This window comes from Paenibacillus sp. NRS-1782 (assembly GCF_050467685.1).
GTDB lineage: Bacteria > Bacillota > Bacilli > Paenibacillales > Paenibacillaceae > Paenibacillus > Paenibacillus terrae_A.
Genome location: NZ_JBITPH010000058.1, coordinates 1 through 14,414, shown reverse-complemented (window position 1 = coordinate 14,414; position 14,414 = coordinate 1). Strand labels below are relative to the sequence as shown.

At 47.4% G+C, this 14,414-nt stretch carries 10 protein-coding genes and 1 pseudogene; 7 read left to right on the top strand and 4 right to left on the bottom strand.

The window, feature by feature from the left end:
• Positions 1 to 44: 44 nt before the first annotated feature.
• On the top strand, positions 45 to 5,549 hold the full coding sequence (locus ACIFQM_RS21025; protein ID WP_430066077.1) for a S8 family serine peptidase: 5,505 nt from the start codon (positions 45 to 47) through the stop codon (positions 5,547 to 5,549).
• A 178-nt stretch (positions 5,550 to 5,727) separates the two neighbouring features.
• Positions 5,728 to 6,078 (top strand): hypothetical protein, encoded by a 351-nt coding sequence (locus ACIFQM_RS21020; RefSeq protein ID WP_430043279.1) that lies wholly within the window; start codon positions 5,728 to 5,730, stop codon positions 6,076 to 6,078.
• 17 nt (positions 6,079 to 6,095) lie between these two features.
• Here the strand turns inward: ACIFQM_RS21020 and ACIFQM_RS21015 are convergent, their stop codons facing one another.
• On the bottom strand, positions 6,096 to 6,683 hold the full coding sequence (locus ACIFQM_RS21015; RefSeq protein WP_430043281.1) for a hypothetical protein: 588 nt from the start codon (positions 6,681 to 6,683) through the stop codon (positions 6,096 to 6,098).
• Between the two features lie 402 nt (positions 6,684 to 7,085).
• Here ACIFQM_RS21015 and ACIFQM_RS21010 point away from each other — a divergent pair, with 402 nt between their 5' ends.
• Both ACIFQM_RS21010 and ACIFQM_RS21005 read left to right on the top strand, forming a co-directional pair.
• Complete coding sequence (locus ACIFQM_RS21010) at positions 7,086 to 7,655, top strand: hypothetical protein (protein ID WP_430046548.1); 570 nt, start codon at positions 7,086 to 7,088, stop codon at positions 7,653 to 7,655.
• Between the two features lie 36 nt (positions 7,656 to 7,691).
• Entirely contained in the window at positions 7,692 to 8,312 is a 621-nt protein-coding gene (locus tag ACIFQM_RS21005) for a hypothetical protein (RefSeq protein WP_430043282.1), read from the top strand.
• A 52-nt stretch (positions 8,313 to 8,364) separates the two neighbouring features.
• Here ACIFQM_RS21005 and ACIFQM_RS21000 read toward each other — a convergent pair whose 3' ends face one another.
• Entirely contained in the window at positions 8,365 to 8,811 is a 447-nt protein-coding gene (locus ACIFQM_RS21000; RefSeq protein ID WP_430046546.1) for a hypothetical protein, read from the bottom strand.
• 241 nt (positions 8,812 to 9,052) lie between these two features.
• Between ACIFQM_RS21000 and ACIFQM_RS20995 the strand changes: the two genes are divergently transcribed.
• Together ACIFQM_RS20995 and ACIFQM_RS20990 are read left to right on the top strand one after the other, a co-directional pair.
• A complete protein-coding gene (locus ACIFQM_RS20995) occupies positions 9,053 to 9,424 on the top strand; it encodes a DUF4190 domain-containing protein (RefSeq protein WP_430043286.1) in 372 nt (123 codons plus the stop codon).
• Positions 9,425 to 9,516: 92 nt separating this feature from the next.
• Entirely contained in the window at positions 9,517 to 9,780 is a 264-nt protein-coding gene (locus tag ACIFQM_RS20990) for a hypothetical protein (RefSeq protein WP_430043287.1), read from the top strand.
• A 73-nt stretch (positions 9,781 to 9,853) separates the two neighbouring features.
• On the opposite strand, the gene ACIFQM_RS20985 is transcribed toward ACIFQM_RS20990, so the two are convergent.
• Both ACIFQM_RS20985 and fabV read right to left on the bottom strand, forming a co-directional pair.
• Complete coding sequence (locus ACIFQM_RS20985) at positions 9,854 to 10,006, bottom strand: DUF1540 domain-containing protein (protein WP_081473770.1); 153 nt, start codon at positions 10,004 to 10,006, stop codon at positions 9,854 to 9,856.
• Positions 10,007 to 10,267: 261 nt separating this feature from the next.
• Complete coding sequence (gene fabV, locus ACIFQM_RS20980) at positions 10,268 to 11,455, bottom strand: enoyl-ACP reductase FabV (RefSeq protein WP_430046544.1); 1,188 nt, start codon at positions 11,453 to 11,455, stop codon at positions 10,268 to 10,270.
• Positions 11,456 to 11,643: 188 nt separating this feature from the next.
• Here fabV and ACIFQM_RS20975 point away from each other — a divergent pair.
• A pseudogene (locus ACIFQM_RS20975) lies at positions 11,644 to 14,414 on the top strand (WIAG-tail domain); the annotation flags it as partial.

Below are 14,414 nucleotides of genomic sequence, written 5' to 3'. Positions count from 1 at the left end.
TTATACCAGAAATATTAAACCTAGTAAAAGGAGTGGAGAAGTAATTGATTAAACCTAAACGATTTAAGAAACCACTATCTATCGGACTATCTTTGCTTATGGCCTTTTCTTTTGTTCAACCCGCTTTGGCGAATAACACACCGGACGGCTCCAAGCTGGAGTTGAAATCAGCTGCGCACAAGGTAACGACTGCAAAGGTATCCCCAAAACTGACCAAACAGTTTGAGGAGAACAACTATGTAACCTATCTGGTCAAATTAAAAGAGCAGGTAGACACGAACAAGGTTTCCAAAAATGCTCTCCAAAAGGCTTCACTTGAGAAAATAACACCCTCTGCCGCCAAAATGGCTGTCCGCAGCCATGTGATCAGCTCTCTGCGTGAAACTGCTTCAAGAACCCAATACGGGCTTGAAAATTATTTGGATAAACAATCAGAGAGCGGCGGAGTGAAGGAATATAAAAGCTACTTTATTGTCAATGCCCTGGCAGTCACAAGCACCAAGGAGGTGCTGGACCATATTTCGCAGCTGCCTGAGGTAGACAAAATTTTGCCGAATGAAACACGTTATCTGCAAAAGGTGACAGTTGACAAGCAGGCAGAGGGGACAGCCGCCAAAACTGCTGAAACAGCGACAGCAGACACGGCAAAACCTGCAACGGCAGAGAAAGCGTTAGAGCTGGAAAAGGACGATAGTAAAACATCGGCGAAGCCCGGCAATGCAGGTAAGAACGCTGTAGACCCATCTACCGTGGAATGGAATATATCACATATTAATGCACCCCAAGTATGGGAACAAGGAATCGACGGAACCGGAATCGTCGTGGCCAATCTCGATACAGGTGTAGACTATACTCATCCGGCCCTGCATCGCAAATGGCGCGGTTTGGACGCGGCAGGCAATGTCGTGAATCCCGAGCTGAGCTGGTACGATCCGCATAGTCATGCGACGCTTCCAGTCGATCAGGAAGACAGTTCCCATGGTACGCATACGATGGGAACGATGGTCGGCTCCGAGGAAAATGGAACGAATCGGGTCGGCGTTGCGCCTGGCGCGAAGTGGATTGCGGTTCGGATTTTTAATCCGGAAACGACGGATGCAATTATCCTCGATGGCGGTCAATGGCTGCTTGCGCCAAGGGATGCCCAGGGCAATCTTCATCCCGAGCTTGCACCGGACGTGGTGAACAATTCGTGGGGCGGCGGACCCGGCCTCGATGAATGGTTCCGACCTGTGGTTCAAGCATGGCGGGATGCACAGATATTCCCTGAATTCTCCGCAGGTAACACCTCACTTTCCAATCCGGGTGGCCCTGGATCGGTAGCGAATCCGGCTAACTATCCGGAATCCTTTGCCACTGGAGCAACCGATCTTAATGACAAGCTGGCCAACTTTTCACTGCTGGGACCGTCGCCATACGGTGAAGTGAAGCCCGAAGTTTCTGCACCGGGTGTAAATATTCGATCATCCGTTGCTGGCGGTGCTTATAAAGGCGGATATAACGGAACTTCCATGGCAGGCCCTCATGTAGCGGGACTTGCGGCTCTGTTGCTGCAAGCGAATCATTCGCTTACCGTGGATCAGCTGGAAGAGATTCTGGAAAATACAGCTACACCACGCACGGATAGCACATATCCGACCTCTCCGAACAATGGCTACGGACATGGTGTTATTAATGCACTGGATGCAGTCGGCTCTGTCGTTCAGGGCTTGGGCTCCGTATCCGGTAAAGTTGTAACAGGTGGAGAGGATCTGGAAGCGCCTGTTCTGGAGCATACACCGTCTGCTGCGGCATTCGAGGGCATTGACATACCTCTGACTGCTCATGTAACGGATAATGTCGGGGTGACAGCAGTTGAGGCCTTTGCCAAAACAGCGGGTACGTCAAACTATGTATATATTCCGTTGGAACGGACCTCCGGCGACAGCAAAGACGGTACATACCAAGCGTCCATCCCGACTTTCCTGGTGGATAGCGCCGGTCTGGAATACTATATTCGAGTGAATGATTACGGCAATAACGGTTTTGAAACCGAAGTGTACAAGGTTAATGTCTCCAAAGGCGTCAAACCTGGCTACACACAGGATTTTGAAAAGGATATTGCCGGTATCAATGTCGGTGGACAGGGTAGTGTGTGGAAATGGGGAACCCCGGTAAGCGGCCCCGGAAGTGCATATTCGGGAACGAAGGTCCTCGCGACCAATCTCGAAGGCAAATATGCGCCCAACTCTAACAGCTATTTCCTCGCTCCTCCGATTGATCTGACCAATAGCCCCAAAGGGGCGTTGCTCAGCTTCAAGCATTGGTACGATATCGAAAACAATTCTGATTTCGGCAAGGTGTATGTAGCCACCACCAACAATCAGAATGCATTTGAGCAGGTATTATCATTTACAGGCACCAGCAACGGCTGGAAAACACAATATCTCGATCTGCGAGCATTTGCAGGTCAGAAGGTATACCTTCTGTTCAACTTTACAAGTGATAATACAGTTGTAAAAGATGGCTGGTATATCGACGATCTGTCGCTTCAGGAGCCGGATACCGTTGCACCTGCCGCGCCAAGTCATCTGACTGCCGAAGCGGATACAGTCGGCAACGTCTCGCTGGCCTGGAATGCTTCATCCGATGAAGACGTGAAGCAGTACAAAGTGTATCGCTCCACCCAATCGGGCAGCAATTACACTTCGTTGGGTACAACCTCTGGACTGACCTTCACCGATACGATCACGGTCAGCAGCTCGACCTATCATTATGCAGTGGCGGCCGAGGATTACAGTGGCAACGAGGGAGCCAAGTCGAATGAGGCTTCACTGAGAGTAGATTTGCCGGATACGCTGTATAGCGATTCGTTTGATGGCAGCTCGGATAATGGCTGGACTCATTCTGGTACCAAGGATGAATGGGAACGTGGCATCCCCACAGAAGTGGGACCAGAAAGTGCAGTATCGAGACCAAACGTATGGGCAACCGATCTCGATAGTAACTATGAGAGCGGAGCTGACTTTTCGCTGGTTTCTCCAAAAATAAATTTGAATGGTGTGCGGAACGCAACACTCACCTTCAACCACTGGTTTGAAATTGAGTCCGGCTATGACTTCGGTTATGTGGAAGTGTCCAAAAATAATGGCGACACCTGGGCCGAGCTGGGCAAATTCTCTCATAACACCAATGGGAAAAAATGGACTCCAGTTTACTACAATCTGGATAGCTATACCGGCAATGAGATTCAAATTCGCTTCCGCTTGAAATCGGATAACAGTGTGAACAAAAACGGTTGGTACATTGACGATTTCCGTGTGCTGGGCATTCCAGCTTCGACAGTGACCAAGGATGTAGTACCTGAGTCGAATATCAAACTGGAAAAAGCGGAAGAACAATTCCCGCTGTACAAAATTACAAGCACCGAAAAGAGTGAATTCCAGGAAAAAGTGAAGCCGACGGAGGCCACGGTGGACAGTGGGCGTGTTGGTCTCGAAAGTCTTCCTGCCAGCGCCACAGTTACCGTACTGGAAACCGGACGTTCGGTGAAAACCGATCCGACCACAGGTAAATACAGCTTCACTCATGTAGCTGGCGATTATACGCTAAAGGCCGAGGCCTATGGCTATGAGCCGCAAACGAAGCAGGTTACGATTGAGAATAATAAAGTCATCAGAGCGAACTTTAGTCTCCAAGCGGTACCTCATGGTACGATTCACGGAGTCATTACCGATAAGCAATCCGGTGAACCGATCCGAAAAGCGAAAGTACTGGTGCTGGAGGATGCACGCATTGCTACGATAGAAACCAATGAGGCTGGAGAATTTACGCTGGATGTGCTGGAAGGGACATATACATTATCCATTGCAGCAGAAAATTATTACAGCGACAGTGTCACGGTCACAGCACCTCCGAACGGCAGTGTGGAAGCGAATGTCGCATTGAAGCCATTTATCGGCTTCCAGGGGGGCATCGCTTATGATGACGGTACTGGAGAAAATGCCAGAGCCTTTAACGCGGCAGGCAACTCCTGGGCAGTCAGAATGACACCTGAATCAGAGGTGGCTCAAGTGACAGGAGCGTCGCTTCTGTTCTGGAACTCTGCCTTCCCGAATCCGGGAGGAACGGCGTTCCAATACTCCGTCTATGATGCATCTGGTGCGACAGGCGCACCGGGACGTCTGCTGGCTGGTCCATTTGACGGTACAGCCGTTAGGGATGAGACACAGTGGACGACGGTACAATTCCCTGAACCCGTTACGGTTCAAGGCGACTTCTATATCGTCTATACGCAGCCTAGCGCAGGCACGCAGTCCCCGGGTCTTGCTACAGACGAGAGTGGACCGAATGCGCTTCGTAGCTGGCAAGGTGTAAGCGGCGCATGGAGTCAATCACCGGAGACTGAGGGCAATTACATGATCCGGGCGATGGTCAGATATCCGGTTAATGCCCCAACGATTACAACACCGACCAAGGCAACGTATACGAAGGAAGAGACAATTACCGTTACAGGTACTTCCCCGGCAGACGGGGCGGACATCCAGCTCTTTAACGGTAATGAACTGGCGGGCACAACCAAGGTGAAGGATCGCCAGTTCAGTCTGGCAGTCGATCTTCAGCCGGGTTCCAATCCACTGAGTGTTCAGGCGGCGGTATACGGCAAAGTAACAGATCGTTCCGAGCCTGTGGTCGTTATACTTGACCAGACTAAACCGGGACTGATCTTGACTTCGCCAGATGAAGGAGCCCGGACAAATGCGGGCGTCGTCAGTGTAACAGGTACGGTGTACGACGAGTTCCTCACCGACTTGACGATTAACGGGGAGCCAGCCGAATTTGGAAGCGACGGCAGCTTTAACAAGCGCTTGCTTATCAATGAAGGGGAAAATCAGATTACGGTGACTGCAAAAGATCTTGCGGAGAACGTAACGACGGTTACCCGTTCGGTGTATGTCGATACAGCCTTGCCGAAGCTGGAAAACATTAATCCTGCTAAGGATGTGCGTATCACTCCAGGGCAACCGGTGCAGGTATCCTTCGATAGTGCGTCTGGATTGGAGGCATCCTTCCGCGTGGAATTGCCCTTCAATCTGACCAGCTTGGCCCGAAACGAAATTCCGTTAAACGAAACCTCGTCAGGTCATTATGAAGGAACTTACTTCACTTCCTCTTCTCTGAGCCTGGAGGGTGGAGTCATCGTGATCCGGGTAAAGGATGCAGCAGGAAATAAAGTGGAGACGGAAGCACCCGGAAGATTGTATGTAACGAAGGGTGGAGGGCAGGACCCTGATCCGAATCCGCCGACCTCTAATGAGAAACCAGTTGCAATCATTCAGGCGAATGATTCAGCCAAGAAGAACAAGAACGTTCCGTTTAACGGAAAAGCCTCACGTGATGTAGACGGTGAAATCGTCAGCTATAGCTGGAACTTCGGCGATGGCGATACAGCGTCCGGTTCCAAGGTAAAGCATAAATTTACCACAGCCGGAACGTATACCGTGGAATTGACGGTGACGGATAATAATGGCGCAAGCGGTAAAGCTGCGCATACCATCACGATCCGTTAATAAGATGCACGGAAGGTTCCTTTTAAAATAACAACAGAAGACCCACAGCAAGCCACCATTTACGGAGGTCTGCTGTGGGTCTTTTTGAATTGTGGAACAGTTTTGGAAGCGATAGAATGAATAGAAACACATAAAGTGAATCTATTCACATGTTATTTTTTAGACAGGAGAGAATCATATGATTCATTTGCAAAAGGAAAGCGGGCGTATCCGCCTTGTGCTGGATGCCTATTTTATGGGAGAGGACATAGTCGTACTTATTTCCGGCGGCGATCAGCCCCATCTGGGAACGATTACAGCAGGAGCCAGACTGGAGCCGATCCAAACCGTTCAATTGCAAGCCCACAAGGAATTTTATATTACCGAAGAAATTGCCGTTCGATTACGAAAAGAGTTTGCGGGTAACTTTGCAATTTGCTGCGGGGCGCATATGGATCATGTAACGAAGGAAGAAATCCGAATGTTGACGGACATGGCTATACAGTTGGGGAAAGAGCTGATTGATCAGCTCAAGCAAAAACATCTGTAACGACTGTAGTGACCTTTTTAAGAAAACTCCTGAATGAGCAGATTTCGGTATGGATATTTACTGTAAGGATACTTAAAAAGCAACGCAAAGCCATGATCCTCGATTTGTACGGATTTCAGTGCAGTGGATGGAATCAAGCTGCGGATCATCAGAGCAACCGAACGCTGGTCTTTCCGGTTGATGGCTTTGGCTAAAGCAGAAGCAAAGCATGAATTGCGTGCCAATTCGAGATACAGCGGAAAAACGTCTCTGGCGATGGCGCGGTGAACCCTCGGCTCAAATGTAAACTGCACCGTACCGGGTGGAATCGTCGTTCCGTTTGTATAATACAGCTTCGGTGGCTGGGCCAAAAAGGAGATAAAATAGCCGATGCCGTTCGTGCCCAGTCCTTGCTTGGCGGCAAATGGCGCTACCGAGCAGAGCAGGGCCTTCATCCGATCCAAATTGCCATGCACCACAGCACGTGACCATTGGACTGCAAAAGTACGGCGGGTGGCAATAGCTTTGTAAAATGGCAGCATGGCAGCGGATATTTTCCTGAGCATGTCAGCATTTAAGCGTTTGTGAGGCGAACACCTTCTGTGGGATGTTGCACGATATACCATAGCTCCGACCTCCTTGGCAGGATGCTCTCATGGAGCGCATTTTATCAGTAATAGGTAAAATACTGTATGCCCGATCACCTCGAAATGTGCTTATGTATTCATGTATTTTTCTTACAATTCACTATTTCTAGATTGCTTGATCACACTTCTGGTCACGAAATTCTTCTTCAATTCTTTTCGGGTGTCTCTATCGTATTCCTATTTCAGTATTTTGATGAATTTCAAGTAGGAATAAAGAATCAATTTGATGTCGAATAATGAAAAATTTTGTTTAAATGGTAGATTGCTGTAAAGATAGACTGTATATTAGTAGTGTAGCAAGTGCTGCCGATGATGTAGTGGTTTTCTGTTACGTCAGGAATGATAGTAAGATTTCCAAATTTCCTAAAAGGGGTGCTAACCTTGAAAAAACTATTAGCTTCCAAGAAAAAACTTTTTTCCATGGTCGGAATATTATCTATTGCCGTGATTTCTATTAGTTCCACTTCTTTTGCAACTAGCTTTACTGGAGGGAGAAGCTCAGCCAATTTTAATGCATATTATGATTCCTCTGTTTCTACGAATGGCTATACCAGTGCCTATGATACCGCACGTTCTGATTGGAACGCTGCATCTGGATCAGTAAACATTGGTAAAACGACATCGACAAGTGGGACTCCAGACAGATATTATGTCGGTTCTACAGCTACATCTGGTTTATTGGGATTGACAACACCGTATAAAACATCTGGTGGTGTAGGAGGTGTAAGTGATAGCTGGGCATATGCCACGGTGGTGATTTATCATAACCAGATGCAGGCCTCCGGTATGAATTCCGCACAAAAAACCTCCAACGCAACCCATGAGATTGGCCATACGTTATCTCAAGCGCATCCATCCACTTCTAGCAGCTCTGTTATGAAACAAGGTATTCAGTCGATCGGTGTTCAAGCATATGACAAGCAATCCTTAATTGCTAAGTGGGGAAACTAATTAGCATAATAACTAATTTAAGGAAGGGGCACTATTATGACTTTTAATAAAAAAATAAAGTTGGGTATTTCTGTATTAGCAGTAGGGGGACTGATTGCTTCAGGGAGTCTTTTTTTTACATCCACCAATGCTTCTCCACAATTTTCAGAATTAAATACTCCCAAAATTTCGTTAGAAGCTTCTTATATTGATTATAAAACTGTAAGCGAATTGGACTCCAATGCAGAGCTTATTGTGATAGGGAGTCCTTTGCAGGAGTTTGATGATCGACAACATATCGTTACAAGCTTTGATGATGGTACGATACAAGACCTTTATACACTTACGAATATAAAAATTGAGAAAGTGATTAAATCACCCGAAGGGGCAGCATTAAACGTAGAAGAGCCATTGTCTATCGTGGAGCCGATTTCTTATATTGATGATGCCGAAGGCAAGAAAAAAATAGCCTATGAGGATTATACTGAATTAAAGCAAAATGAAAAAAGTATTATTTTTCTCAAGAAAAATACACAAGGACAGTATAGCGTAATCAATATGGATCTCGGAAAGTTTACTATTGAACCCTCATCTCAATCTCCTAGCTCATCGGTGGATAAACAAGACTCCAAAGAACAATTCCGAAAATCAGTATTGGAAAAATATGTTTTAAAATAAAATCCAAAAAAGGTCTGTTCTTTATTTAAACCCAAAGAACAGACCTTTTTAGTTAATCTTTAATTCCCTTAAGTAATTTTTTTATCGAATTTGTGGAGTTGACTGATATCTTGTACGTAGTATGAGTATCGTCCTTATTCACATACATAGCATTGCTGGTTGGATCGTTATTGTTAATCCATAAATAATAAGAATCTTTTGTTCCATCTTTTTGGAATGTAGCTTCGTAATTTGGAGAATCCGTATTAACTATTCCTGATATCTTTTCAGATTCCTTCATTGCATTGATCAATATCATAGTGTCCGAAGTATCATTAAATGTAGCAATTACATCTTTTTTTGTTTGTTGTTGCAGTGTGGCGTCCTTTTGTAGTTTGTAGAGTATTATTTTATCCTGCCCCTGCCCACTTTGAGAAATAACTATTTTTTCAGCGTTAGAGCTACAAGCTGTTATCAACATCAGCACGATAATCAAAAACAAGATTCCATTCTTCCGCATAATAGAACAAATCCCCTTTCTGAAATTTACTCTATAGACGATCCGAATGGGTGGAATGTTTCAGTCCGCTCTGCAAAGCGACTGTTTTGCGGTAAAACGTATTGTGAATTTTAATGAATAGCTGCATACGGCTTAAAAGATAAATATTTTTTTAAAAAATAAGTACTGTCCTGATTTGTAAGATTGTGGTACCCTAGAACGTATATATTGTTATTTTACATATTGGAGTTGAATCAGACAAATGAGTAATTTATACAAAGACCCCCAATCGTCCGATCCTTTTCAGGAGACGAATGGTTATAACGCCCCATTTAATCCGCCCCCACAGCTTCCGCCTACAAACAGTAAAGCTGTTGCTTCCATGGTGCTCGGTATTCTAGCTGTCGTCATTCCCTATCTGGGGTTCATTATCGGCATCATCGGTATTATTTTGTCCAGTCTTTCCCTGAAGGAAATTAACCGTCATGGCGAACAGGGCAGGGGTATGGCTATTGCCGGATTGGTATGCAGCATTATCGGGACGCTGATCTATGCGCTGATCATCATTTTTATAATCGTCGTTGTTGTTTTGGCAGCCGCAAGTGGCGAGTCCAATCCTTTTTCCGACATTTAATGAAATCAGTGAGCTCATACACTTGTACTCTTCACGATGGGGATTCCAGATGCTATGATGAATGGAGTCCAATCAAGGAGAGTGAAAGTCATATGGCACGTACTCAAACACAAAAAGCGCTAAGCAAGGCGAAGCGCGCCGGAAACTACTGCTCTGCACAGAGCCGCAAAACCAATGGTCATTATGGCGAGATATCACAGCATGTGCGAATGAAGCCAACCAAGCAGGAACAATTACAAAAAATCAAGCACAAGAAGCGAATCGTTCAGAGCGACGCTTCTTTTTTTGTCCTCCGTGTTATTATTTTATCCTCAGTTGTTAAAAAAGGACTTGATAATAATTCTCATTCTTGCTAAAATGTAAAAAGAAAAAGGAACCCGGCTAGGGGCTCCTTTAGGGTAAACCAATGCTTTACAGAAATAACCAACCTTATTTTGCTTCAAAGGTTTTGCAGTCCGTTTCTTCGGACTTGTGAGTGTCTGTAGGTCTGTTGCTTACGATATAAATGGAGCTTGCGCTACATTTATTTTCTTGAGCCCAGTGTGTACATGAATTCACTTCACACATAACGTCTTTTGCCATGTTGTTCATCTCCTTTTGAGTGGGATGTAATAGGCTAAGCAAATAAGTACGGTCAGGCAAGGTAGGACTTGTCCAACTGTGATTACCCTCTTATTGGAAAGAGGGATTTTGCTATGCCTACTTGTACAATATCAAATGAATTTTAAAATTGCAATGTTTGCTTCAAACAAAAGCTGTCCTCCATGCAGAGATGAATACTCATCTGTCGGAGAACAGCTTTTTGCTTTTCTAACATAATAACAATATCGGTACTAGAATGACTTAGCGAACGGCAGGGATATCCACGATCGGGTCAATGTCAGCCTCGTAATCCACACCCTCAAATTCAAAGCCAAACAGCTTAAAAAATTCGTGGCGATATCCTTCAAGATCAGACAGCTCGTAGATGTTGTCTGTCGTCAGCTCGTCCCATATTTTCGCTACCTCAGCCTGCACATCTTCTCGTAGCTCCCAATCATCAATGCGAATAGGTCCTTCCTCATCCACAGGAGTTTCTGGAGCATAGAGACGCTCGGAAAACAGACGGTAGCTCTGCTCCACGCAGCCTTCATGTAATCCTTTTTCCTTCATTACCTTGTACAAAGCGGAAATATACAGAGGTACGACTGGTATAGCAGAGCTGGATTGAGTGACCAGTCCTTTGGTGACTGCGACGAAGGCGCGTCCGCCTGTGGCTCTCAACTGAGCGTTCAGCTGTTGTGCTGTGGCTTCCAGATGATTCTTTGCACTTCCGATCGAGCCTTCTCTATAGACGGCTTGGGTAATATCTGAGCCGATATACGAAAAGGAGAAGGTGGTCGCAGAATCAGCCAGCACACCGCCCTCACGCAGGGCTTCGATCCACAACTGCCAGTCTTCGCCGCCCATAACCTCTACAGTCGCCTGTACTTCTTCTTCTGTTGCAGGTTCCAGTGTAACGCTGCTCACTTCGCCAGTGTGGAAGTTGACTGTTTTATTGGTGTACGGCTTGCCGATAGGTTTGAGCACGGAATTAAACGTTTCACCTGTACGGGGATTCGTGCGACGACCGGAAGCGACGCTGTAAATGACCAAATCGACTTGCCCCAGCTCTTCGCGAATGACTTCCACTGTTTTGGCTTTGATTTCATCCGAGAAGGCATCCCCTGTCACGCTAAAGGATTTAAGCCCTGCTTCCTGAGCAGCCTTTTCAAATGCAGCGGAATTGTACCAGCCTGCCGATGCTGTCCGTGTAGCTGTAGCATTACTGGGACGATATACGCCGATGGTATTGGCCCGCGCTCCGAATGCAGCCGTGATGCGGGAAGCCAGGCCATATCCGGCAGATGCCCCGATCACAAGCACATTGCGAGGTCCCTCGATAGCAGGACGGGCTTGCACATAGTTAATTTGCTCCTGAACATGTTGGGCACACCCCACCGGATGAGCAGTGGTGCAGATAAAGCCGCGTGTTCTTGGTTTGATCATCATATTATTGTAATTCCTCTCTTCTTGTAGCAATCTTCACCCTTACTATTTTAACTTTTAACAATATTTTTTCAAACGTGGATTTTATAGACCCTTATCTGGGCAATAGTGAATCCCGTTTGCAGGGTGGCAAGTGCCTAAGAGTCTGCATATGATGCCGTAACGATAAATATGAGAAGGGAGAGAGCTGCTTGAAGAACAAGAGCCGAAAAACCACCAGAAGCAAAAAGCCGCTCTATCGTGTAATTGACCCGGATATGAATGAATTAAGTATGATACAGCGCTTAAAGCCACAGCCTGCGGAGTGGGAGACAGAAGCAAGACTTCATCAGGTTGCTTCTCCGCCTCCCCCAATGGTTGAGGAGGCGGAGCTACAGATCATTGCCGAGCACGAAGACCCAATCGGGGACGACACGGAGAATAAGGATGCAGGTGCAGCAGAGGAAACTCAAGTATTGATGGATGTGCCCGAAGAGCCTGAGCTTCTGTCTGAGTCCCTGTCTGAGTCCCCGTCAGAGCCATTGCTTGAGGCGATTGACGTCGAAGAAATATTGAACAATAAAAAGGCGCCACATGTAAACAATGCTTTCATCTATACAGACGATTTAAGTGATCTGGCTGTAACCGGGGAGAAGATCGCTCCCGCCTCCATAGATTCCAGCAAGCTGAAGCAAGAGAGCGTCCAAACGGAAACTCTGGCGGATTATGCTGTTCATACCATTAAAATAGCTGACGGTGCAGTAACATCTTCGAAAATTGCCCCGGATTCCATTACGGTGGAGCATCTGTCGGACGCATCGGTGGCAGGCAGCAAGTTGCAGGATCGTTCCATTGGCGGTGAGAAGCTTCGTGATGGCAGCATCACCCCGGAAAAGCTGGCCGATAAGATTATCAGCAGCGATCATATCGCGAATGGCTCGATTGAAAGCCGACACTTTAAGCAATGGATTGTGTCTTCAGAAATGCTTCAGGATCAGGCGATCACCTCTGATAAAATTCGCAGCGGCACAATCCAATCTAACAATTTGGCCAATGAGGCCGTCGACAGCTCCAAGCTTGGGGATCAGTCTGTGACCACCTCCAAACTGCGAGATGGGGCTGTGGATGGCTCTAAAATTCAGGCTGGCAGCATTGAAAGTGCACATTTAACGGAGCATGCCATCATTGCCCGGCATCTGGCACCCGGTTCGATTAATCGCAAGCAGCTTTCCGACGGAATTGTGGGCAAGGAACAACTGGAAGAAGGAGTTGTCAGTGGGCGTCATCTGGAGTATGAGGCCGTCACCAGTGCGCATATTCAGGCTGGAGTGATTGAAAGAAAGCATCTGAGTCCCGGCTCCATTGGGGAAGAGCAGCTTGGAACGGGTCAAGTGACAGCTCGTCATTTGGCAGACCGGAGTATCCAGTCCAACAAGTTGGCGGATCAATCTGTAGGCTCGCTGCAAATTGTCGATCAATCCGTGACTTCATCCAAAATATCGGATCAAAGCATTTTACCGCACAAAATCGCCGATGAGGCGGTACTTACCAGACATATTGCCACAGCGGCTATACAAGGCCCTCAGCTTGCTCCAGAGGCGGTCTCTTCATTACATCTTCAGTCGGAAATTATTCGGGAAAATCATATTGTAACGGGTGCAGTTACGGAGCATCATTTACAGTCTGGGGCTGTCACGAGCGAGAAATTAGGGAAGGGCGCAGTTCTGGATCACCATGTGGCGAATCAGGCGGTCAAGGAAAATCACATTGCTTCGAACGCTATTAAGCCTGACAAAATTGCTGACGAAGCGATTACGGAAAGCAAAATTGCCGCAGGGGCGGTAACCAGAAATAAAATTGCGCCTCAAGAAATTGCAGATGTACACATTGCGTCCGGGGCTATTCGTGAAAACCATCTGGCGGACAAAAGTGTGGGTGGTAAGGCATTACAGACTGAGTCCGTTCGTTCGGCGCATTTGGCCGTGGGTTCTGTGCTGAGTGAACATATCGGGAACGGAAGTGTGGGAACCTCGGCCTTGCAAGGGCAGTCTGTTACCGCAGACATATTGGGTGAAGGTGCTGTTCAAACAGGGCATTTGGCGAGTGGAGCGGTGTACTCCCATCATTTGCAGGATCATGCGGTAACCTCGCTGAAACTGTCGCCAGAGAGCGTAGCTACGGATAAAATTAATGATCTGGCGATTACAGCTCCTAAATTGGCAGAGGGCAGCGTAACTTCCTCCAAGCTGTCCGCACGTTCCGTGCAGCCGTGGCATATCACGGATAAAGCTGTACAGAGCAATCATCTGGCTGTTGAAGCGGTGGAAACGAATCATCTCGCTCCTGAATCCGTCACCTCCAACCATTTGCAATCTGCATCGGTCCTGACCAAGCATCTCGCCCCGGATAGCGTATCCGGTCATATACTTCAGGCGGAAAGCGTCACCTCGGAGAAGCTGGCGGCTCGGTCCGTGCAAGCGCCCAACCTGGCGGAAAGCAGCGTCGGTCCTGCACATTTGGCTGCGCAAGCGGTACACACCCAGCATTTGGCAGCCGGAGCGGTACAGGAAACTGCACTGGCTCAGAACGCGGTGAAGTCCGAGCATATTGCACTGGAATCCATCCAATCGGAGCATTTGCAAAACGGAGTCATTCAGGGCGAGCATATCGCATTCCAGGCCGTGGGGACCTCGGCCTTACAGGATGAAGTGGTTACCTCTGTCAAATTGGCGGAAGAGAGCGTAACTTCTACCAAGCTGTCTGCCCATGCAGTGCAGTATGGGCACATTTCAAACGAGGCGGTCCAAAGCAACCATCTGGCTGTGGCGGCCGTGGATTCGACACATCTGGCAGCGGGAGCGGTCACCTCGGTTCATTTACAGGCTTCCTCGGTGCTTACGAGACATCTGGCCCCGGATAGCGTATCCGGTCGTGCGCTCCAAGCGGAAAGCATCACCTCGGAAAAGCTGGCGGCGCGCTCGGT